This window comes from Streptomyces sp. NPDC047853 (assembly GCF_043204535.1).
Lineage (GTDB): Bacteria > Actinomycetota > Actinomycetes > Streptomycetales > Streptomycetaceae > Streptomyces.
This window is the reverse complement of record NZ_JBIDCI010000004.1, coordinates 100,967-123,013: the sequence shown is the minus strand read 5'-3', so window position 1 is coordinate 123,013 and position 22,047 is coordinate 100,967. Positions and strand designations below refer to the sequence as shown.

The following is a 22,047-nucleotide window of genomic DNA, read 5'->3' as shown; positions in this document are numbered from 1 at the left end:
GCCCCCGGCCGCACGCACACGGTCCCGGCGAGTGGTCGCTCGCCGGGACCTCCGCGCGCCGGACGCCTACGGCTTGCGCTGGGCGTGCAGGGCGCTCACCTCCTCGGCGGTGAGGGCCCTGTCGTAGGCCCGGACCTCGTCGACGGCGCCGTTCCAGAAGTCGGTGTCGGCACCGTTCCACTGGGCGCGCCCCACCGCGAGGGGACCGGTGGACACGTAGTTGGGGCCGGCCGTCGCGGTCGAGGCGGGCTTACCGTCGACGTAGAGCCTGATCTGGTTGCTCGCGTCGTCGCGCACCCCGACGAGGTGGTACCAGCGCCCCGTCTCCGGTGTGACCGCCAGCCGGGCGCGCTGCTCGCCGGGCGTGCTGAAGGCGAAGGCGCCCTGTCCGTACTGGAGGTAGAAGGGGCTGGCCTGGTGGCGGCCGTCCTGGCTGACGGCGGTGGCGTAGTTGCCCGGGAGTTCGTCGAGGGTCACCCAGGCGGAGACCGAGTAGCTCCCGGTCGTGTCGAGCACCGGGCCGTCGGTCTCGGCGTGCGCTCCCGCACCGTCGAACCTCAGCGCGCTGCCGCTGACCCCGGAGGTCCAGGCGGTGCCCTCGGAAAGGGTCAGCGCCGAGCCGTTCGGGCCCTCGTCGGCGGCGGTGGACCCCGCGCCCTCGTCCAGGGCCCAGTGCCCGCCGCCCTTCGGTTCCTCCCGGTCACCCGCGGCGGCGCCGGCCGCGATGACCTTGCGGTTGACCTCGCGCACCCGGACGGGGTCGACCTTGATCTCCCGGCGGTCGTAGGTGTAGAGGCCGTTGAGCTCGTTCTCCAGGTCGGAGATCTGCGTGTACACGGAGCCGGACAACTCGGCACCGGCCTGGTCGAGGTAGAACCTCTCGGTGTTCTCGACGTACTTGCGGGTCAGCGCCTCCTTGTCCGCCACCCCGCTGTAGATCACGGTCGGGGCGCCCGGCCACATGTGCCCCGGGGTGCGCAGGGTGAAGCCGCCGTGCTCACCGTCCATCGCGGCCCGGTGGTCCGGGAACGGCGGGTCCTCGTTGTTGTAGTCGTGGTGGTCGATGATGTCGCCCTTGCCCGAGTCACCCTTGGAGTTGCAGCAGTTCACACCGCTGTGGGCGTTGACGATCCGGGACGGGTCGGCGGCCTTGACGGCCTCGGCGATGCGGCCGCTCTCCTCGCGGTCCCACTCGCCCCAGCCCTCGTTGAAGACGATGTTGCCGATGACCGAGGGCGCGTTGTGGTGCTGCCGCATCGCCTCCATGCCCTGGTCGACGAACGCCTTCTGGCCGGCCGTGTCGGTGACGTTCCCGGAGACGAAGTCCTGCCAGACCAGCAGACCGAGCCGGTCCGCGTGGTAGAACCACCGCGCCGGCTCCACCTTGATGTGCTTGCGGACGGCGTTGAAGCCCAGCTCCTTGTGGGCCTTCAGATCGAAGGCGAGGGCCTCGTCGCTGGGCGCCGTGTACAGGCCGTCGGGCCAGAAGCCCTGGTCGAGGGTGGCGAGGGAGAAGACGGGCTTCCCGTTGAGCACCAGCTTCGGATAGCCGCCGACCTCCTCGATGCCCACCTCGCGCATGCCGAAGTAGCTGTCGACCGAGTCCTTCGACCTGCCGTCGGTGAGCGACACGTCGAGGTCGTAGAGGTAGGGGTCGTCGGGGCTCCAGAGGTGCTGCTTCGCCACGGGAAGGCGCAGCTCCTCGTTGGCCGGCCCGCTGATCCGCCCGACGACCCTGCCGCGCTTGTCGCGGGCGACGGCCTCGACGCGGGCCCCGGCGGAGGCGCCCTCGGACTCCACCGTCACGGCGAGGGAGCCGCTGTCGATGTCGGGCGTCGTGACTACGTTGTCAATGGACGTCTCCGCGACCGGTTCCATCCACACCGTCTGCCAGATGCCCGACGACTGCGTGTAGAAGATGCCCCCGGGGTTGGTGGACTGCTTGCCCATCGGCTGGTTGGCGCCACCGGTGTCGGTGACGGCGACGACGACCTCCTGCGGGCCCTTGCTCTTGAGCGCGTCGGTGATGTCGGCGCTGAACGCGGTGTAGCCGCCGGTGTGTTCGGCAACCTCTTTCCCGTTGACCCACACGCGGGCCTGGTAGTCCACCGCTCCGAAGTTGAGCTTGAGCCGGTCGCCCTTGCCGCCCTTGCCGACCTTCCAGTTCTTCGGCACGTCGACGAGCTTGCGGTAGAACATGTGGTCCTCGTGCCGCTCCAGCCCGGAGAGCTGCGACTCGACCGGGAACGGCACGACGATCCGCTCGTCGAGGTCCTTGCCGAAGACCGGCTGCTCTCCCGCCTCGGCGGCGGCGAACTGCCAGGGGCCGTTGAGGTTCTTCCACGCGGAGCGCACCTGCTGGGGGCGCGGGTACTCCGGCAGCGGCCGCTTCTCGTCGAGCTGGTCGCCCCACTCGGTGGTGAGCCGGTGCACCGAGTCGTTCTGCGCGTAGCGGATGAACGCCGGTACGGTCTCGCCGCCGGAGGTGAGCCCACCCTGGCCGTCGTAGGTGAGCTTGACCTGCTGGTTCTTCTGGATGGGCGCCGCGAGCACGATCTCCAGAGCGGTGCGGTCGCGGCGGGACACCGTGACCGACTCGATCGGCATGGGCGTGGTGTCGGCCTCGATCTCCAGGCGTTCGGCCAACGCCGCGACGTCGCCGCCGACCTCGCCCTCGAAGCGCGCCATCACCCGCCGGCCGTCCTCGGCGACCGACGGCTCGACCGGATAGACCTCGAACCCGGCCGGGGGCGTGAACGCCGACATCGGAACGGCCTGCTTGGGCAGGGTCGGAGTGGACCAGCGCAGGAACATGTTGGCGCCGCCGGTGTCCTGGAACATCTCCAGGCGGAACTCGTGCTTCTCCCCGGCGGCCAGCCTGACCGCCGCGCTGGTCTGCTCGTTGTCCCAGTCCGGCTCCCAGTGGTCGATGACGGGTTCGTCGTCGATGAACAGCCGGAAGCCGTTGTCGCCGCTGGCGTGGAAGGTGTAGTCCCCGGTCGCCGGGGCTTCGATCTGCCCGGTCCAGCGGGCGGTCGTGTGCTCCGTCCTGCCGGTGAGTTCCTGGAACGTGCTGGTCAGGCCGGAGAAGTTGATCTGCGGGTCGAGGACGGTGCCGCCGAGCTCGGCGAAGTCCCTGGCGCCCGGCGCCGACATGGCGAAGTACTCGCCCTTCAGGCCGTGCACCGCGACGGCGGCCTGCTCGGCCGCGGGGGCCGAGACACCGGCGGGTGTCCCGGCGGCCGACGCGGTGGACATCAGACCGGTCGTCGGCAGCGCCAGGGCCGCGGCCGTCAGCAGGGCCCACGTTCTCGCTCGTGGGCGTGCGGTACGTCTTGTCATCGAACCTTCCTCGCAGTGGGGTCCCGGACCGGGACGAGTCGGTCGGACGGCACCGGCTGGGCGGCACCGTGGAGGTCGTGGGCGCGAGCGTTCGTCGGGTGCGTCTGCGTCGAGGCGTTCTTCCAACGTTGGAAATCGAACGACAGCGGAATGACAACACGTCGATCCGTCACTGTCCAGACCCCCGGATCCGGTTCGTGGAGCGCCAGTTGACCGCCCCGGCGGAACTCTCCACCCGCCGCGGGGCCGCCGCACTAAGGTGGGTGGACCATGCCGGATCTTCTCGGAATCAACCACCTGACCCTGTCCACGACCGACCTCGACCGGCTCCTGCCGTACTACACGGACCTGCTCGGGGGAGTGCTCGCCTTCGAGCGGGCCGCGACCGGCTCCGATCCGCGGATCGCGGTCGTCGACGTCGGCGGGAACGACCACTTGATGATCGTCGAGACCGCGACCGCCCCCGGCACGGAACCCGGCCCCCTCGGCGGTGCGGGATGGGGGCTGCGCGTGGCAACGCGCGCGCGGCTGGGCGAGGTGCGCGCACGCATCCTGCGCGCCGGGTTCCCGGTCGGACGGATCGACACCCTGCCCACGCAGTGGACCATGACGGCGCGCGACCCGGACGGGCGCCCCGTGGACGTCCGGGCCCATCGCCCCCGCACCGCACCGCACCGCCGCCTCCGACCGGCTGAGGACGCCCAGGGGGAGAGGGACCGACGGAACGTGAGCGACGCCGAGCACGACCTGGAGCGAGGCGAGGGCGAGGCGAGGGCGAGGAGACCCGACGCGTGCCACACGGGCCGCGCCGAGCCGCCGCCCGGCTTCCAGGCCAGGACCGGTGTGCCCGGTCTGGTGGCGCAGCGCGCCGGCGTCGCGCTGACCGAGGCCGCGTTCGACGTCTCCGACGGGCGCGTCACCCCGATCTGGGTGGTCCGCAACCCGGAGAAGCTGCGTGCGTGGGCGCGCGAGGGCGTCGAAGTGCGCGAATCTTCGGGGTAGTCGACCACGGACGTACGGGCCTGTGTGAAGCTTTCCCCATGACTCATCCGCGCGAAGAAGTCAGGGCCAGACTTCAGACCGATCGCCCGCACTCGGCCCGTGTCTGGAACTACCTGCTGGGTGGCAAGGACAACTATCCCGTCGACAGCGAGGCCGGCGAGGTCATCCTGACGACCTTCCCGGAGTTCGCCGCCGTCGCCCGGCTGCAACGACGCTTCCTCTCGCGCGCCGTGCGCTTCCTGGCGGGGGAGGCCGGGGTCCGCCAGTTCCTCGACATCGGCACCGGCCTGCCCACCGCGGACAACACGCACGAGCTGGCCCAGCGCATCGCGCCGGAGAGCCGCATCGTGTACGTGGACAACGACCCCCTCGTCCTGGTCCACGCGCAGGCACTGCTCACCAGCAGCGACGAGGGCGCGTGCGCCTACATCGACGCCGATGTCAGGGACCCGGAACGCATCCTGGCCGAAGCCGCGAAGACCCTGGACTTCAGCCGCCCGGTCGCCCTGACCATGCTGGGGATCATGGGCCAGATCTCCGACGCCGAACGCCCCGCGGAGCTGGTGAGTTCGCTGCTGTCGGGTCTGCCGGCGGGGAGTTACCTGGCCCTGAGCGACGGCACGAACACCAACGAGGCGCTCAACACGGCGGTCCGGGTCTACAACGGCCAGTCGGCCAACACCTACCACCTGCGGTCGCCGCAGGAGATCGCCACCTTCTTCACCGGGCTGGACCTGGTGGAGCCGGGGGTCGTGTCGACGGCCTCCTGGCGGCCGGACTCCGACGGGTCCGAGGAGTCCACGGCCGACGTCTCCGTCTGCGGCGTCGCGATCAAGCACTGAAGCGCCACCCACGAAGGCCGAGCAGAGGCCCGGGTCCGGGTGCCGCGGTCGGTACGGACCGCGGCACCCGGACCCCGCGCGATCGCCGCCAGCGCAACCCCGCCCTCGGTCGCTCGTCCGAAGGATCATTGTGCGTGTACCGGGTGGGAGGTACTCTCGGGCGCAGTTGCGCACGGTGGAGGTAAGTGCGCCTGGGGTGAGTGGGGCATGCAGTGGCGGTTGGGAAGATCATTCGGTTCGACGAGTTCCGGGGCTACGGATTCATCGCGCCCGACAACGGCGGCGAGGACGTGTTCATCCACGTCAACGACCTGGCCTTCGACAAGAGGCTCCTCGGTCCGGGCATGAAGGTGGAGTTCGACGTCGAGGAGGGCGACCGCGGCCTCAAGGCCAGCAGGGTGCGCATCCAGAACGGGAACGCCGAGCGTGAGCGCCCGGTGTCGCCGCCGGTGAGGACGTCCTCGGCTGCCGCCGGTCCCGCAGGCCTCTTCCCGGAGGACGGACTGTGCGACGTGCTCTCCGTGAAGGAGTACATCGAGGAGGTCACCGAGACCATCCTCCGGACCGCTCCGACCGTGACCTCCGAACAGATCCTCCAGGTCCGTCAGGGGCTCGTGCAGGTCGCCCTCTCGCACGGCTGGATCGACGCGGAACCCGGAGCGGACACCCGGGTCGGCGGACCGGTGTCCCCGCCCGGCGTGGGCAGGACGAGCTGACACCGGACGCGTTCCGAGTCCTGGCCCGATAGTCGGTACCCGTCTTCGCGGTAGAGGGCGGGACCGCCATGTCTTCGGCCGGGATGCCTCGAACCCGTCGGCCCTCGGTCCGAGGGCCGGCTGACGGCATGCCTTCTCCCTCGGTCCGTCCCCGCGCGCGCCGCCGGCGCACTCGCCTCCGGTCGGATCATCGGTCATGAGCGGGATGCTATTTCACATCTGCAAATCCTTTCACGCGGCGGCTGGTGCGCTTTTGTTTATGCCGGTGACTTGGCCGTGGCAGTAGACGGAATCACGCGGTGAGCGATACTCTCGATCCGACTCAGGCATGATCTCGGTTGAGTGGCGGCCCGCTCGATCCATCCCGAGTTCATCATCGGAAACGAGGGGTTAACGAGCATGAAAGGGATCGTTCTGGCCGGAGGGAGCGGGACGCGACTTTATCCGCTCACCCATGCCGTGTCCAAGCAGTTACTGCCCGTCTACAACAAGCCGATGATCTATTACCCGCTCTCCGTCCTCATGCTCGGCGGCATCAAGGACATCCTGCTGATATCGACTCCCTCGCACACGGGGCTCTTCCGGGAGCTGCTGGGCGACGGGAGTCGACTCGGTCTTTCCATCGAATACGCCGAGCAGCCACGGGCAGGCGGCATCGCGGAAGCCTTCGTCATCGGTGAGAAATTCATCGGGGACGACTCGGTGGCCCTCATTCTGGGCGACAACATCTTCCACGGCCCCGGACTTTCGGACCTGCTGAGCGATCACTGCAAGAACGTCGACGGTTGCGTGCTGTTCGGCTACGCGGTGAAGGACCCGGAACGCTACGGGGTCGGGGAGACCGATGACCGGGGCGAACTGATATCGCTGGAGGAGAAGCCGGTCAGGCCCAGGTCGAACCTGGCTGTCACGGGGCTCTACCTCTACGACAACGGAGTGGTGGACATCGCGCGGGACATCCGGCCGTCCGCCCGTGGGGAACTGGAGATCACCGACGTCAACCGGGTGTACCTCCAGCAGGGTCGGGCCAGAATGGTCGACCTGGGACGCGGATTCGCCTGGCTCGACACGGGCACACACGACTCGCTGCTCCAGGCCGGGCAGTACATACAGGTTCTGGAAGAGCGCCAGGGCGTACGGATCGCCTGCCTGGAGGAGATCGCCTTCCGTATGGGATTCATCGACTCCGCCGCCTGCTACGCACTGGGCGGACAGCTGGGCACGTCGGAGTACGGTGCCTACCTCATGGCCATCGCGAGTGCGGATCACTGAGGGAGCGGCATGCGCATCGTAGTGACCGGCGGCGCCGGGTTCATCGGCTCCCACTTCGTGCGACGGGCCGTGACCGGCGCGTACACCGGCGGCAGCGCGCCCGAGGTGGTGGTCCTGGACAAGCTCACCTACGCCGGCAACAGGGCCAACCTGGCGCGGATCGAGGACGATGCGCGCTTCACCTTCGTGCGCGGTGACATCTGTGACCACGCACTGGTCGCGGAGGTACTGGCCGACTGCGACCTGGTCGTCCACTTCGCCGCGGAATCGCATGTGGACCGCTCGATCAGCGGGTCCGAGGAATTCGTCCGGACCAATGTCCTCGGCACCCAGATACTGCTGGAAGCCTCCCTGCGTGCCGGGGTGCGGAAGTTCGTCCACGTCTCGACGGACGAGGTCTACGGTTCCATCGACGAGGGTTCGTGGAGCGAGGACCGGCCACTGGAGCCTAATTCCCCCTATTCGGCGTCCAAGGCGTCCTCCGATCTCCTGGCACGGGCTTACCACCGCACCCACGGACTGCCGGTGTGCATCACCCGGTGTTCCAACAACTACGGCCCGTACCAGAACCCCGAGAAAATGATCCCGCTCTTCGTGACCCGGTTGCTGGACGGGCGGAAGGTTCCGCTCTACGGGGACGGCGGAAATGTGCGGGACTGGTTGCACGTGGACGACCACTGCCGGGCCATCGCGCTGGTGGCGGAAAAGGGAGCGGCGGGCGAGGTCTACAACATCGGCGGTGGTACCGAACTGACGAACCGCGACCTCACCGGGCGGCTGCTGCGTATGGTCGGCGCGGACTGGTCCATGGTGGAGAACGTGGCCGACCGAAAAGGCCACGACCGCCGGTACTCGGTCGATATCACGAAGATTTCCGCGGAACTCGGATATCGCCCGCGGATCTCCTTCGACGAAGGACTGGCAGAAACCGTCGAATGGTACAAGAAGCGGCGGGACTGGTGGCAGCCGCTGAAGAACCGCGGCACATCAGTTCAGTAGATTGAATTCGAGAGGTCGAGAGGTCGAGAGTCCGCTGCATCGGACCGTTCTCTCATCGATTCGAATCGTGGATATGGGCGGTCATAGCACATGGCACGTTCGCGTAGGAAAACCGTCGGAGGAGTATCCGCGCGCTAGCGGCCGGCCGTGGCGGCGGGCACCAGCCATGCGGCGATCTCCTCGGTCACCGCCGGAGCGTGTGCGTTGAGATAGAAGTGACCACCCGGGTAGACGGTCATCTCGAACCGACCCGTGGTGTGGCCGGCCCATGCGCGGACCTCGTCGGTCGTGGCCTTGGGGTCGGCGTCCCCCGTCAGGGCGTAGACGGGCGTCGACAGCGGCGGACCGGGCTCGTAACGGTAGGTCTCGGCGGCCTTGTAGTCGGCGCGGATCGACGGCAGGACCATGCGCCGGATCTCGTCGTCCTCGAGCAGTTGGGACTGGGTGCCGTCCAGACGGCTGATCTCCGCCAACAGGCCCTCGTCGTCCCGCAGGTGAACCCGCTCGTCCCGGGGCGCGCTCGGTGCCCGCCGCCCGGACGCGATGAGCGCGACGGGCAGGCAACCACGTGCCTCCAGGCGCAGAGCCACCTCGAAGGCGACCGTGGCACCCAGAGAGTGCCCGAACAGCGCCAAGGGCTTGTCCTGCCACGGACCGAGGACCTCGACGATCTGGTCGGCCAGGTCCCGCACCGTCTCCAGACACCGCTCGTTCCTGCGGTCCTGCCGGCCCGGGTACTGCACGGCCAGGGTTTCGACACGCGGAGCGAGACGCTGCGAGACCGGGAAGTAGTAGCTCGCGGAGCCACCCGCGTGCGGCAGGCAGAGCAGACGGACCGGTGCCTGGGGTGCTGGATGGAAGCGGCGCACCCACAGGTCGCTCGCGTCGCTTGTCGCCATCGCGTTCGTCGTCCCTTCCGATCGGTGTCGTCCGCCTCCCCGGATGGGAGACGTCCTCGACGTTCGCCGCCCGCGTCCGCCCCCCGGCGCGCGGTCACACATCGGCCCAGGCCCAGACGATCGCAGTGCCGCCGGCCGCCGACAACCCCTAACGAACGCGGACGACCGTCTGGTAGGGGGTGTGTTCACGAGGCAGCGGCGGGAGCCCGGGGCGGGCCGGCTCGGCGAGCCCCCGGTCGGGACCGCGGTGCTCGGCCCCGACCGGGCGCCCTGTTCCGGCCGGCCTACGCCATCGGTTCGGCGAGGGCCATGAGCCGGTTCGGCAGGTCGGTCCGGCTCTTGACGTCCAGCTTCCGGTAGACCCGGGTGAGGTGCTGCTCCACCGTGCTCACCGTGATGTACAGCTCGTTGGAGATCTGCCGGTTGGTACGCCCACGGGCCGCCAGTACCGCGACCCGGCGCTCGGCCTCGCTCAGCAGACCGTCCTGGTCCCGGGTCTCGAAGCCGTCCGAGGACGCGTCCGAGGGCGAGCCCGCCGTCGGCGTCGCCCCGCCGGTGGCAGCCCGCCGCTGCATCATCTGCTGCGGCAGCGCCGCGGCCCTGCCCGAGCCCTGGGCCAGCTGGTTGGCACGAACGAACAGCCGGGCCCGTCTGGACTCACCGGCCTGCGGAAGCGTCTGACTCGTGTCGGACAGGGCCCGGGCCAGCTCGTGCTGGTCGCTGCACGCCTGCAACACGGTCACCGCCTTGGACAGCAGCTTGCGCCGGAGAACCGGCGTGGCCGTGGAAGCGAGCAGCCGCAGCGCCCGGCCCCGGGTGCGGTCGTCCAGTCCACGGGACACCTGGAGCTGCTCCCGGAGCAGTTGTGTGGCGCGCGTTGCGTTGCCGAGGCCGAGCTGCACCCGGGCCTGCTCCAGGCGCCACGGGAACAGACCGGCCACGTCGATGCCCCAGGAACGGACCAACTCACCACTCCGGTGCAGATCGGCCGCGGCCGCCTGGTGCTGCCCCGTGGCCAGATGGTGCCGGCCCCGGGCGATCAGGTAGTGCGCGCCCACCGGAGTGCGGAAGACACCGGCCGGTACCGGCTGCGACAGCCAGCGTTCGGCCTCGAACAGCCGGCCACTCTCGGTCGTGCACGTGATCAGGGTGCCCAGCGGACCACCGACGGCCACGCCCCAGGCGGGCGCCGGCAGGTCCTCCAGCGCCAACCGCGCGCCCCGCTCGGCCGCGTCCAGATCGCCCAGGCGCAGCGTCGCTTCCGCGTGGATCGCCCGGATGACCCCCCGCCAGGCCGGTATGTGCTGGACGCCCTGTCGGGCGAGCAGCCGTTCGCCCCAGGCCACGACCCGGTCGGAGGGGCCGGCGCAGAGCAGGGCCAGCAGGGGAGCGGTCAGCAGGCCCAGGGAGCCACTGTCCAGGTGATGCCGCTCCAGCAACTGCTCCGCGGCGGCCACGATGTCCACACCGCCGGTCGGCATCAGGGCGTTGCCGAGCACCGACACGGCCTGCAGCAGCGGACTGCCGGAGTTCGTCGCCGTCGCCGCCCGCATCCAGGAGCCGGGATCCTCCCGTACCGCCCCCAGGTAGTCCGGATGGGACAACGCGATCAGCAAGCGGATCAGCCGCAGCTCGTGCGACGCGGGGCCGTGGTCGTCCGCGCCACAGCCGCTGATCGCCTCGGCCGCCTCCTCCGCACGACCCTGCCACAACAGGTACGGCACCGCGGACACGGCCGTCGAGTGAGACGACTCGTCGGACCGCGCCGCCTCCACCAACTGGCTCACCTGACCGGTCACGGCCAGCGGATTGACCTGCCACCGGGCAGTGATCAGCATCGCCATCAGGGAGTTGCGCCGGTCCTTGTCGGTCTCGGCCCGGCCGCCCAGGCGCAGACACGCGGCGGCGTGGTCGGGGCGGCCGGTGGACAGCGCGTGCGCCGCGGCGTCCCGGAGGACGGGCACCACCCAGGCAGCGTCCGTCCACGCGGAGGCCACCAGATGCTCGGCGACCACGCTCGCTTCGGCACCGTTCTCGTGCAACACCTCGGCCGCCCGCTGGTGCAGCCGCCGCTGCTCCTCGGCCGGCATGTCGGAACGCACCGCGAGCAGGATCCGTGGATGGCGCAGCCGGCCCGCGTGGACGAGCCCCGCGCCCTCGAGGACGCGGACGGCGGGCACGGTGGAGTCGGGCAGCACGTCGAGCAGCTGACCGAGCAGCTCCGGTGAGGCCGGGCGGTCCAGCGCCGCGAGGGCCTGGGCCACCAGGCGAACGCCCGGCTCGTGGCGGTAGAGGCAGTCGAGCACGGCCCTCTCGAAGGTGTCACCGGCCCTCGCTCCGCCGTCGGGGGCGCTGTTCGTCCCGCGGTGGGCCCGTTCGTCGACCAGCGCCTGGGTCAGCAGCGGATTGCCGCCGGTCACCCGCAGAATGCGCCTGGCCTCCTCGTGCACGTCCGGTGCGGCGGCCTCGGTGCCGTGACCGCCGTGCGCCCCGGCCTCCTCGCCGAGCAGCCGGGAGACGGAGTCGACGGTGAGGAGCGGCAGGGTGACCCGGGTGAAGCGAGGCAGACTGCGCAGCTCCGCGTGGAACAGCGGATGCGCCGGGCGCAGCGTCGTCGCCTCCGAGAGCAGCACCATGATGCGTGCGTTTCTCAGTCTTCGGGTGACATAGAGCAGACAGTGCAGTGAGGCGGCGTCCGTGTGCTGGAGGTCGTCGACCGCCAGGACCAGAGGCCCTCGGTTGGCCAGGGTCAGGAACGTGTCGAAGGCGGTCCGCAACAGCGGTGCCCACAGTCCGTCCGCTGTCAAGGCCTCCGCTAAGATCTCGGGCGCCGCGCCGCTCCTCGCCTCCGCCGTGGGTACCGCGAGCGCGACCTCGCGTATCAGCTCCTCGACCTCCCGGACACCGTCGGATTTCAGCCGAGCGCTGTGCAGGAGTTGACCGAGCACCCCGAAGTGGAGTCCTTGCTCGGCGCGTGACCCGGCGGCGCTCAGAACCTGCCCACCGGCGGTGGTGGCCCACTCCCCGAAGGTCTCCAGTACCTGCGTCTTACCGCTTCCCACGGCGCCGGTGACCAGCGCCACCTGTCCGTGTCCGTGCTTCTCACAGGCGTGGAACGCCCAGCGTAGATGGGCCAGTTGTTCGTCTCGATGGACCAGCATGACTGGCGTCTGCCTCCCCGTTAGCAGTTCCGAACGGGGATTGCCAGGCGCCGGCCGGCACAGCATCCGCAGCTCCCCCGTTCACACGTGTCCGAGCGCGTGCAAGGGTGACCCCTGGGCCACGTCTGGGCGGCCCTTCTGAACTGTTTCGAACTCAACTCGTCCTCGACTTGGACAAGTTTTTTGAGAATCTTTCACAGTTACCGGCCATGCCACAACGGCATCGCCACTAACAACGTGACGGATGACATGACGAGTTGTCGACGAGACGGGGGAGCCGGCCGCGAAGCCCCTGGTAGACGTGCTGCTGTCGGCGAGCGACGTAGCCGTTTGCCGACTGAGGGTCATGTTCACCGGTCCGTCGCCCGCGCGGGACGGGACCCTGGCCGGGTGCGCGCCGTCCGAAACCGGCCGGCGCGTCTAGGGGCGCGGGCGGGCGATTAGGGGTGCTGCCGATGGCCTGATGCGAGGAGGATCGGAGGCAGGGTCGTCGTGTTGGAAGGTAGGGCTGGTATGTCGCTCCAGGAGCCTGTCTCGCCGGTCGGGGAGTCGCCCACGTCCACGGCGGACCGCATCGCCGATCTGGCCGCCCGGCACGAAGAGGCCGTCGTCCTGGCCGAGAAGAAGGCCGCGGACCGGCAGCACCTCAAGGGGAAGCTCACCGCCCGCGCGCGCATCGACCTGCTGCTCGACCCCGGCTCGTTCGTCGAACTCGACGAGTTCGTGCGCCACCGGACCGTCGAGGCAGGCATCCCGCGCCCTTACGGCGACGGGGTGGTGACCGGTCACGGCACCATCGACGGACGTCAAGTGTGCGTCTTCTCCCACGACTTCACCACCCTCGGCGGCAGTATGGGCGAGGCCTTCGGCAGCAAGGTCGTGAAGATCTACGACTTCGCCATGAGCGTCGGCTGCCCCGTCATCGGCATCAACGACTCCGGCGGCGCCCGCATCCAGGAAGGCGTGATGTCCATCGCCTACTACACCGAACTGGGCGTCCGCAACGTTCACTCCTCCGGCGTGATCCCGCAGATCTCCCTCATCATGGGCCCCTGCGCGGGCGGTTCGGTCTACTCGCCGGCCCTCACCGACTTCACGGTCATGGTCAAGGACATCTCCTACATGTTCGTCACCGGACCCGAGGTCGTCTCCGCCGTCATGGGCGAGCAGGTGACCGCCGCGCAACTCGGCGGCCCCGCCGTCCACGCCGAGGTCTCCGGCAACGCGCACTACGTCGGCGACGACGAGCAGGACGCCATCTCGTGGGTGCAGACCCTCCTCGGCTACCTGCCGCCCAACAACCTGGACCCGGCCCCGGTCTACGACCACGACTGCGCCCCCGGCATCACCGAAGCGGACCTGGCTCTCGACACCGTCATCCCCGACAGCGAGCAGCAGGTGTACGACATGGCCGACGTCATCACCGCGGTCCTCGACGACGGCGACTACCTCGAGATCCATCCGGACTTCGCCCGCAACATCATCTGCGCGCTCGGCCGGGTCGAGGGCCACTCGGTGGCCGTCGTCGCCAACCAGCCCGGACACCTCGCCGGCGTGCTGGACATCGACGCCTCCGAGAAGGCCGCCCGCTTCATCCGCTTCTGCGACTCCTTCAACATTCCCGTCCTCACCTTCATGGACGTGCCCGGCTACCTGCCCGGCGTCGGCCAGGAGCACCAGGGCATCATCCGGCGCGGCATCAAGCTCTTCTACGCGTACGCCGAGGCCACCGTCCCCAAGATCACCGTCATCACCCGCAAGGCCTACGGCGGCGGGTACGCGGTGATGGGTTCCCGGCAGATCGGCGCCGACCGCGTGATGGCCTGGCCCACCGCCGAGATCGCCGTGATGGGCGCCAACAGCGCCGTGCCCCTCCTGCACCGCCGCGAGCTGGCCGCCGCTGCGCCCGAGGAGCGCGCGGCGGTCAAGGAGAGCCTCGTCGACGACTACCGGCGCAGGTTCGGCAATCCCTACGAGGCCGCCGCGCACGGCTACGTCGACATGGTCATCTCGCCCTCCCGCACCCGGCACGAGGTCGCCAGGGCGCTGGCGAGCCTGCGGAACAAGCGGCAGGCGCGCCCGGCACGCAAACACGGGAACATTCCCTTGTGACGTCGTTCGTCGTGCCGGCCGCACCCGTACGCGGCCCCACCGGTGTGCGCGGGCCGCTCCGTCACCGGCCGGGTGACGGAGCGGCGAGGTCGATCAGGTCGCCGCCCTCGTACAGCGCGCGGCACGCACGGCGCTGCACCTTGCCGCTGGAGGTCTTGGGTATCGCGCCCCTGCGCACGAGGAGGACCGTGTCGACCGTCAGGTGATGGTGGTCGTGGACGGCGCGGACCACCCGTGCGCGCAGGCTCTCCGTGCCATGGGACCGCACCGTCCGGCCGTCGGCCTCGACGACGAGCACGAGGTGCTCCTTCTCGTCGCGTTCGACGGCGAACGCGACGGCGCAGTTGGGGTGCAGGCCGTCCACGGACTTCTCCGCCGACAGTTCCACGTCCTGCGGGTAGTAGTTGCGGCCCTGGTGGATGATCAGGTCCTTGAAGCGGCCGGCGACGTGCAGTTCACCGTCGTGCAGGAAGCCCAGGTCACCGGTGCGCAGGTAGGCCCGCCCGTCCTCCGGGCGCCCGTCGGCGTCCCTCATCCGTGCGCGGAAGGTCTCCGCGCTCGCCTCGGGCCGCCCCCGGTACTCCGCCGCCACGCACGGTCCGTGGACCCAGATCTCGCCGATGACGTCCGGCGGGCAGCCGCGCGAGGTGCCGGGATCGACGATCCGCACCTCGGTGCCCGGGACGGTGCGGCCGCTGCTGGTGACCGGGACGGCGCCGGGTGTCCGCGCGTCGACGATCTCGGCGCGGCCCTCCCGCAGCGCCGTCGCGGACAGCCACACGGCCGTCGGTTCGCGGTCCTGGTCGCTGCCGGTGACCTTGAGGGTGTTCTCGGCGAGTCCGTAGCCCGGGCACATGGCCTCGGGCCGGAAGCCGTGCGGGACGAAGGCCTCGGTGAAGTCCCGGATCGCACGCCAGCGCACGGGTTCGGCGCCGTTGGCCGCCACGCGCCACGAGGAGAGGTCACCGACCCCGCCGGCCTTCCCCTCCGCCGCCACCCGCGCGCACATCTCGTAGGCGAAGCTGGGCGCCGCGGAGTGGGTACCGCGGAACCGGGCGATCGCCTCCAGCCAGCGGGCGGGCCGGCGGATGAAGGCGGCGGGCGCCATCAGGTACGAGGGGATACCGGCCCACAGCGGCATGACGACGCCGAAGAGCATGCCCATGTCGTGGAAGAGAGGGAGCCAGTTGACCACGGTGCCCTCGGGTGCGCACGGCCACAGGGCGTCCGTCTCGGCGACGTTGGCGAGGAAGTTGGCGTGGGTGACGACCACGCCCTTGGGGTCGCCGGTGGAGCCCGACGTGTACTGGAGCAGGGCGACGTCGTCCAGACCGGGAGCGGGACCCCGTACGACCGGCCCCGGCACGTCGTCCCCCACCGAGGCGGCATCGGCGGTGTCGAGGACCGTGAGGCCGAGGAGGTCCTCCAGGTTCCCGAACCGGTCCTCCAACTCCAGCCTGGCGGAGGTCTCGGTCAGCACGGCCGTGGCGCCGGCGTCCTGCGCGATGCGGCGGATGCGCTCCACGTCCTTGAGGTGGCGCGGTGTCTGGACGGGCGCCGCGGTCACCTTGGACGCCATGCATCCCAGGAGCGTACGGACGAACTCCAGCCCCGACGGATACATGAGCACGGCGCTCTGTCCGCTCATGCCCCGGGCGGCGAACCACCGGGCCCGGACGTCCACCGCATCGGCGAGCTCGCGGTAGGTGAGCGACTCCCGGGGGTCCTCACCGTTGTACAGGAAGACGTAGGCGGTGTCGTCGGGTTGCCGCTCACCGCGTCGGCGCACCAGTTCGGGCAGCGTCGGTGTGCCGCCGTCCGGGCGGACGTCATCGAGAACAGTGGCCATGGGGCAGGTCTCCTTGTCCTGTGGTCCTTCTGCCGACAGCCGGTGCAGGTGGCCGCCGGACGTGCCGGAGCCGTTCGAGGCCGGCGTGCCGCCCGGGGCGCGACACGGCAGCACGCCGAGCACGGGCGGACGGAGTGCGGGGGACAACGACCGGCCTCGCGGTGGTGCACGGGGTCACGGCCGCGGCCGCACGCTCCGTGCACGGGCCGGCGAGGGCGTCGACGTGCGGGTGATGGCGGCGCGGTTCCTGTGCGGGGCGCGGAATCGGTCAGCCTGGGGAAGGGGCGGCGTGGGGGTCGGTCACTCGGGCCCACGCCGAGAACGGCCGGGACGCCGACACGGCAGCGTCCTGCGGCAGAAGGATGTCAGAAGCATACGTCGGCCGCCGCCCCGTGCCTTTCGTGATCACCCCTAAGTTGCCTGCGCAGCCCCTACCGGGAGCCGGAGGGCCGATGCGCCCGCTCGTCGACCGGGCGCGGTCGCCGCCCGGGACGCGCGTCGGGGTGGCCGAGGTCAGGTGCGGGGGAGGTAGGGGTTGTTCCCCGTTCGCAGCAGTCCATAGGTTCTGAGCGCGAACCGAGCATAAGGAACGAGTCCGAACTGTTTCCGTCGGCGGGCCCGCCTGGAGGACGACAATGCGCATACTCTTCGTCACGCACGCGGAGAAGACGCACTTTTTCAGCATGGTGCCGCTGGCCTGGGCACTGCGAACAGCGGGCCACGAGGTCCGGGTCGCCACCCAGCCGGACATGGCGGAGGGCGTCAGCGAGGCGGGGCTCACAGCGGTTCCGCTGGGCTGCGACCACCGGTGGAAGCAGGTCATGGAGGCCAACCAGGACGAGGAGTGGCCGGCCCGGGTCGCCGAGGCCGTCACCCACTCCGCGGACCTGGGGCACGACGAACTCCTGCGGTTCTTCGACGAGACGACCGAGCGGTACTTCCGCATCGTCAACAACGACGAGTTCCTCGACGCGCTGGTCGAGTACTCCCGGTGGTGGCAGCCCGACCTGATCGTGTGGGAGCAGTTCACCTGGGCCGGCGCCGTCGCCGCCCAGGTCACCGGCGCCGCGCACGCCCGCATGCTGTGGGGGGCGGACGTGGTCACCCGCTCCCGCGACGACTTCCTGGCCCGGCTCGCCGAGCGTCCCGAGAGCGAGCGGGTGGACCCGCTGCGGGACTGGCTCACCGAGGCCCTCGCCCGGCACGGTGCCGCCTTCGACGAGACCGTGGTCAACGGGCACTGGACGATCGACACCAACCCGCCCAGCCACCGGATCGACAACGGACTGACCGTGGTCGGTGTGCGGTACGTGCCCTACAACGGGCGGGCCGTGCTCCCCGAGTGGCTGGCCGCCGAGCCCGCGAAACCCCGCGTCGCCGTGACCGCCGGCATCTCGGTCCGCAGCTACTTCGGGTTCGACATCTTCGGCATCAGCGCCCTGCAGGCGTTCGCCGGGCTGGACATCGAACTGATCGCCACACTGCTGCCCGGCCCGGGAGAGTCGGTGGACGACGCACCGGAGAACACCACCGTCGTCGACTTCGTGCCCATGCACGGGCTGCTGCCCAGCTGCTCGGCCGTCATCCACATCGGCGGCGCGGGGGTGCAGTCCACCGCCGCCTACTACGGCGTCCCCCAGATGATCCTGCCGGGCCTCTGGGACACCAAGGTCCGCGGCGCCCTCCTGGACCAGTCCGGCGCGGGCATCTCTGTGCCGGCCGAGCAGTTCACCCCCGAACAGGTCCGTGAGAACCTGGTCCGCCTGCTGGAGGACCCGGCCTTCCGCGAGGGAGCCGCCGCACTCCGCAAGGACGTACTCGCCGCGCCCTCGCCCAACGAGGTCGTCCCGGTCCTCGAGGACCTCACCGCCCGCCACCGCGCGAACGGTTGAGGGGAGGGCCGCGGCCCGGAAGGAGGAGAACGGTCATGACCACGCGCGTATGGGACTACCTCGCCGAGTACGAGGCGGAGCGTGCGGACATCCTCGACGCCGTCGACCAGGTGTTCCGCTCCGGACAACTGATACTCGGACCCTCCGTCGCCAGCTTCGAGGCGGAGTTCGCCGCCTACCTCGGACTGGCGCACGGCATCGGTGTCGACAACGGCACCAACGCCCTCGTCCTCGCGCTGCGCGCCCTGGGCGTGGGACCGGGCGACGAGGTGATCACGGTGTCGAACACCGCCGCCGCCACCGTCGTCGCCGTCGACCAGGTCGGAGCCACCCCCGTCTTCGTCGACGTGCGCGAGAGCGACCACCTGCTGGACACCGCCCAGGTCGAGGCCGCGATCACCCCTCGCACCCGCTGCCTGCTGCCCGTCCACCTCTACGGCCAGTGCGTCGACCTCCCCTCGCTGGAGGCTGTCGCCACCCGGCACGACCTGACGATCATCGAGGACTGCGCCCAGGCGCACGGTGCCAGACGGCACGGCCGACTGGCCGGCACCACCGGCAGGGCCGCGGCGTTCTCCTTCTACCCGACGAAGGTCCTCGGTGCCTACGGCGACGCCGGAGCGGTGGTCACCGACGACGCGGAGACCGACGCCGCGCTGCGCAGGCTCCGGTACTACGGCATGGACGAGCAGCGCAGCGTCGCCCGGACTCCCGGTCACAACTCCCGACTCGACGAGATCCACGCCGAGATCCTGCGCCGCAAGCTGCGGCGGCTCGACGGGTACATCGAGGCCCGCCGCCGGATCGCGGCCCGCTACGACGAGGCGCTCGCCGACACCGACCTGGTCCTGCCCGCGGTGACACCCGGCAACGACCACGTCTACTACGCCTACGTGGTACGGCACCCCCGGCGCGACGCGATCATCGAGGCCCTTCGGCCGCGAGGCGTTCACCTCGGCGTGCACTACCGCCGGCCGGTGCACACCATGGACGGGTTCGCCCACCTGAAGCAGGCCGAGGGCTCGCTGCCGGTCACCGAGGCGCTGGCGGACGAGATCGTCTCCCTGCCGATGTACCCGTCGCTCCCCGAGGAACAGCAGGACGAGGTGATCGCGGCCCTGCGCGAGGTGCTGCGCACCGTCTGAACCGGGCGGGCCGTCGCGGCGGACCGCACGGCTCAGCGCGCCCGCGTCCCGGTGAGCGGCCGGGAGGCGGGCGCGCGGCGCGGTCGGCGCTCAGCGGGAGAGCCGCAGGGGGAGTTCCAGCAGCCCGTGCAGGTTGAAGTGACTGTTGATCGGCAGGTCCTCGCGGAGCAGCTCGATCTTCGTGTACCGCTCCAGCAGCTTCGAGAACACGGTGGCCGCCTCCAGGCGCCCCAGCACCGCGCCCAGGCAGAAGTGCGGACCGGCGCTGAACGCCAGCGTCTTCGGCTCGGTACGGGCCAGATCCAGGCGGTCGGGGTCGGGATAGCGCTCCGGGTCCCGGCCGGCGGCGTCCAGGAACCCGATCACATGGGAACCCGGCGGAATGACCTTGCCGCCGAACTCCATCTCCGCGGTGGCGATCCGGCTGGACAGGGTCACCGGCGGGTCGAACCGGGACAGCTCGTCCACGGCGGTCGCCATCAGCCCCGGATCCGCACGCAGCGCCTCCAGCGCCTCGGGCTGGCGCAGCAGGGCCAGCATGCCGTTGCCGATCAGGTTGACCGTCGTCTCGTGCCCCGCGTTGAAGATGAGCAGGATGTTGGCGACGACCTCCTCCTCGGTGAGCTGCTCGTTGTCCTCCGCCGTCATCAACACCGACAGCAGGTCGTGGTCCGGGTCGGCGTCGCGCCGGGAGGCCATCAGGTCCAGCAGGTAGGCGCGGAACTCCGGCTCCGCCTTGTTCATGGCGATGCGTCTGCGGGGCGTCACATCGGGGTCCAGGATGTAACCGACCTTGTCCGTCCAGTCACGGCACTTCGCGCGGTCCTCGACGGGTATCCCCAGCAGCTCCCCGACCACCGCGACGGGCATCGGCAGCGCCAGGTCCCGGATCAGGTCGACCTCGCCCTCGCCCATGCTGTCGAGCAGACCGTCGACGATCTCCCCGATGCGCGGCCGCAGACGGTCGATGTAGCGCGGCGTGAACACCCGCGCGATCAGCTTGCGCAGCCGCCGGTGCTCGGCTCCGTCCTGCAGCAGCAGCCACTTGCTGACGCTGCGCATGGCCGGGCAGGTCGGCCCGCCCCGGCTCATCGCCCACCCCGGGTCCTTCGGGAAGGCGCTGGAGGAGTGCGGTGAGCGCAGCAGCGCCTCGACGTCGTCGTACCGGGTGAGCAGCCAGTACCCTGCCGCGATCTCGTGCACCGGATCGGCCTCGCGCAGCCGCTTGTAGTAGGCGAACCTGTCGGCGGCGAGGGCGGGATCGTTCGGGTCGTAGAGAACGCTCATGCCGTCCATCCCCTTGTTCGCCGGCCGATGTCTGCCCCACAGGCTAAGTGGGCCGCCGAGACGCCGAGAACCCCTAAAGCCTGGTCACAGAGGTGCCGGGCCGGGCCCGGCGGGAACTCCCGCTGATCGGTTAGGGGTTGAGGCTAGGGGGGCGTCCTTCCGTAGGGTGACGGCCGGTGCAGACGGGCTGCTCGACGCGCGGGGAGTGACGGCATGTCGGAGCTTGAGGCGGAGCGCAGGGCGCAGTACCAGACGACCGTGGTGCAGGGGGCCCTGCGCACCGCGGCTGCGGGCGGTGACCCGTACGCCTCGATCCTGCTCGTCCCGGACGATCCCTACCCGTTCTACGAGCAGCTGCGCGAGCGGGGGACGCTGCACCGCAGCGCGGTCGGTGTCTGGACGACCACCAGTCACCGCGTCGCGAACCAGATCCTGCGGGACCGGCGCTTCGGTGTCCGTACGCCGGAAGGGGAGAAACCTCCCGAGTTCATGCCGTTCGACAACTCGATGCTCGGACTGGACCCGCCCGACCACACGCGGTTGCGCAGGCTCGCCACCCCCTCGCTCAACCCGCGCCGGCTCGCCCACTGGCAGCCGTACGTCGAGCGGTTCACCGACGAGCTGATCGACGAGATGCTCGCGGGTCGCGGTCAGGTCAACTTCATGCGGGCCTTCGCCCAGCGGCTCCCGCTGCGGGTGATCGGCGACCTGGTCGGCATCCCGCCCCACCACCGGCAGCTGTTCTTCCGGCTCAGCCGCCGCATGGCCTACCTGCTCGACGGCGTGGCCACCGTCCCGGCGGCGCGGGGCGTGGTGGCGGCCATCGGCGAGATGACGGTGATGTTCCGGGAGATCATCGCCGAGCGGCGGGCCGACCCGCGCGAGGACCTGATCAGCGATCTGCTCCCGGCGGTCGAGGACGGCCGGATGACGATGGACGAGATGGTCCCGCTCTGCATGTTCCTGCCGCTGGCCGGCACCGAGACCACCGTCAACCTCATCGGCAACGGCCTGCTGGCCCTCCTCGAACACCCCGAGCAGTGGGACATGCTGGTCGCCGACCCGTCGTGGGCGGCCGCCGTCGTACGCGAGACCCTGCGCTACGACCCGTCGGTGCAGCAGTACCGACGGATCGCGCACACCGACCTCCAGCTGGAGGGCGAGACGATCGCCGCGGGCGAGGAGGTGGCCATCTGCGCGGGCGGCGCCAACCGGGATCCGGAGGTCTATCCCGATCCCGGACGGTTCGACATCACACGGGACCCGGGACCGGAGAACCTGGCCTTCTCGGCGGGCATCCACTTCTGCCTCGGCGCCGCGCTGGCCCGTATGGAGGCGGAGACCGCCCTCGCCGCCCTCGCCGCCCGGGTACCCGAGATCCGCCGGGCCGGACCGGTGCGCAGGCGTGGGTCCTTCATCGTCCGCGGGATGCTCCAGTTCCCCGTCGACCTGCGCTGAGTACCGGCAGCGGAGGTGGCGCGACCCGCGCGTGGCGCGGTGACGCGAGATAAGGGGCGGCCTCACCCCAT

The 22,047-nt window shown here is 70.3% G+C and carries 14 protein-coding genes; 9 read left to right on the top strand and 5 right to left on the bottom strand.

The annotated features are described in order from the left end of the window. Positions 1–66: 66 nt before the first annotated feature. Complete coding sequence (locus ACGF5T_RS09645; RefSeq protein ID WP_366766900.1) at positions 67–3,342, bottom strand: LamG-like jellyroll fold domain-containing protein; 3,276 nt, start codon at positions 3,340–3,342, stop codon at positions 67–69. Positions 3,343–3,612: 270 nt separating this feature from the next. Between ACGF5T_RS09645 and ACGF5T_RS09640 the strand changes: the two genes are divergently transcribed. The 5 genes from ACGF5T_RS09640 (at position 3,613) to rfbB (ending at position 8,173) form a co-directional block, all read left to right on the top strand. Further along, positions 3,613–4,344, top strand: coding sequence for a VOC family protein (locus tag ACGF5T_RS09640; RefSeq protein ID WP_366766901.1), 732 nt, complete (start codon positions 3,613–3,615; stop codon positions 4,342–4,344). 38 nt (positions 4,345–4,382) lie between these two features. Next, positions 4,383–5,186 (top strand): SAM-dependent methyltransferase, encoded by an 804-nt coding sequence (locus tag ACGF5T_RS09635; RefSeq protein ID WP_356610307.1) that lies wholly within the window; start codon positions 4,383–4,385, stop codon positions 5,184–5,186. Between the two features lie 212 nt (positions 5,187–5,398). Beyond that, positions 5,399–5,902 carry a cold shock domain-containing protein gene (locus ACGF5T_RS09630; RefSeq protein ID WP_361015341.1) on the top strand — a complete coding sequence of 168 codons (504 nt, stop codon included), beginning with the start codon at positions 5,399–5,401 and terminating at the stop codon, positions 5,900–5,902. Between the two features lie 399 nt (positions 5,903–6,301). Next, complete coding sequence (rfbA, locus tag ACGF5T_RS09625; protein ID WP_361015339.1) at positions 6,302–7,174, top strand: glucose-1-phosphate thymidylyltransferase RfbA; 873 nt, start codon at positions 6,302–6,304, stop codon at positions 7,172–7,174. 9 nt (positions 7,175–7,183) lie between these two features. Further along, on the top strand, positions 7,184–8,173 hold the full coding sequence (gene rfbB, locus ACGF5T_RS09620) for a dTDP-glucose 4,6-dehydratase (protein ID WP_366766902.1): 990 nt from the start codon (positions 7,184–7,186) through the stop codon (positions 8,171–8,173). Positions 8,174–8,307: 134 nt separating this feature from the next. On the opposite strand, the gene ACGF5T_RS09615 is transcribed toward rfbB, so the two are convergent. Beyond that, entirely contained in the window at positions 8,308–9,072 is a 765-nt protein-coding gene (locus ACGF5T_RS09615; RefSeq protein WP_356612442.1) for an alpha/beta fold hydrolase, read from the bottom strand. A gap of 284 nt (positions 9,073–9,356) precedes the next feature. After that, on the bottom strand, positions 9,357–12,233 hold the full coding sequence (locus tag ACGF5T_RS09610) for an AAA family ATPase (RefSeq protein WP_366766903.1): 2,877 nt from the start codon (positions 12,231–12,233) through the stop codon (positions 9,357–9,359). 513 nt (positions 12,234–12,746) lie between these two features. On the opposite strand from ACGF5T_RS09610, the gene ACGF5T_RS09605 reads away from it, so the two are divergent. Further along, complete coding sequence (locus ACGF5T_RS09605; RefSeq protein ID WP_356612439.1) at positions 12,747–14,345, top strand: acyl-CoA carboxylase subunit beta; 1,599 nt, start codon at positions 12,747–12,749, stop codon at positions 14,343–14,345. A 61-nt stretch (positions 14,346–14,406) separates the two neighbouring features. Here the strand turns inward: ACGF5T_RS09605 and ACGF5T_RS09600 are convergent, their stop codons facing one another. Further along, positions 14,407–16,194 carry a fatty acyl-AMP ligase gene (locus ACGF5T_RS09600; protein ID WP_366766904.1) on the bottom strand — a complete coding sequence of 596 codons (1,788 nt, stop codon included), beginning with the start codon at positions 16,192–16,194 and terminating at the stop codon, positions 14,407–14,409. 635 nt (positions 16,195–16,829) lie between these two features. Here ACGF5T_RS09600 and ACGF5T_RS09595 point away from each other — a divergent pair. Together ACGF5T_RS09595 and ACGF5T_RS09590 are read left to right on the top strand one after the other, a co-directional pair. Continuing rightward, a complete protein-coding gene (locus ACGF5T_RS09595; protein ID WP_356612436.1) occupies positions 16,830–18,086 on the top strand; it encodes an activator-dependent family glycosyltransferase in 1,257 nt (418 codons plus the stop codon). 35 nt (positions 18,087–18,121) lie between these two features. Then, positions 18,122–19,231, top strand: coding sequence for a DegT/DnrJ/EryC1/StrS family aminotransferase (locus ACGF5T_RS09590; protein ID WP_366766905.1), 1,110 nt, complete (start codon positions 18,122–18,124; stop codon positions 19,229–19,231). A 90-nt stretch (positions 19,232–19,321) separates the two neighbouring features. Here ACGF5T_RS09590 and ACGF5T_RS09585 read toward each other — a convergent pair whose 3' ends face one another. Next, the gene (locus ACGF5T_RS09585) at positions 19,322–20,518 is read right to left on the bottom strand and encodes a cytochrome P450 (protein WP_356612433.1); all 1,197 of its coding nucleotides are present in this window, start codon (positions 20,516–20,518) and stop codon (positions 19,322–19,324) included. A 213-nt stretch (positions 20,519–20,731) separates the two neighbouring features. Here ACGF5T_RS09585 and ACGF5T_RS09580 point away from each other — a divergent pair, with 213 nt between their 5' ends. Beyond that, positions 20,732–21,976, top strand: a complete 1,245-nt coding sequence (locus tag ACGF5T_RS09580; RefSeq protein ID WP_366766906.1) for a cytochrome P450 — start codon at positions 20,732–20,734, stop codon at positions 21,974–21,976. Positions 21,977–22,047 lie beyond the last annotated feature (71 nt).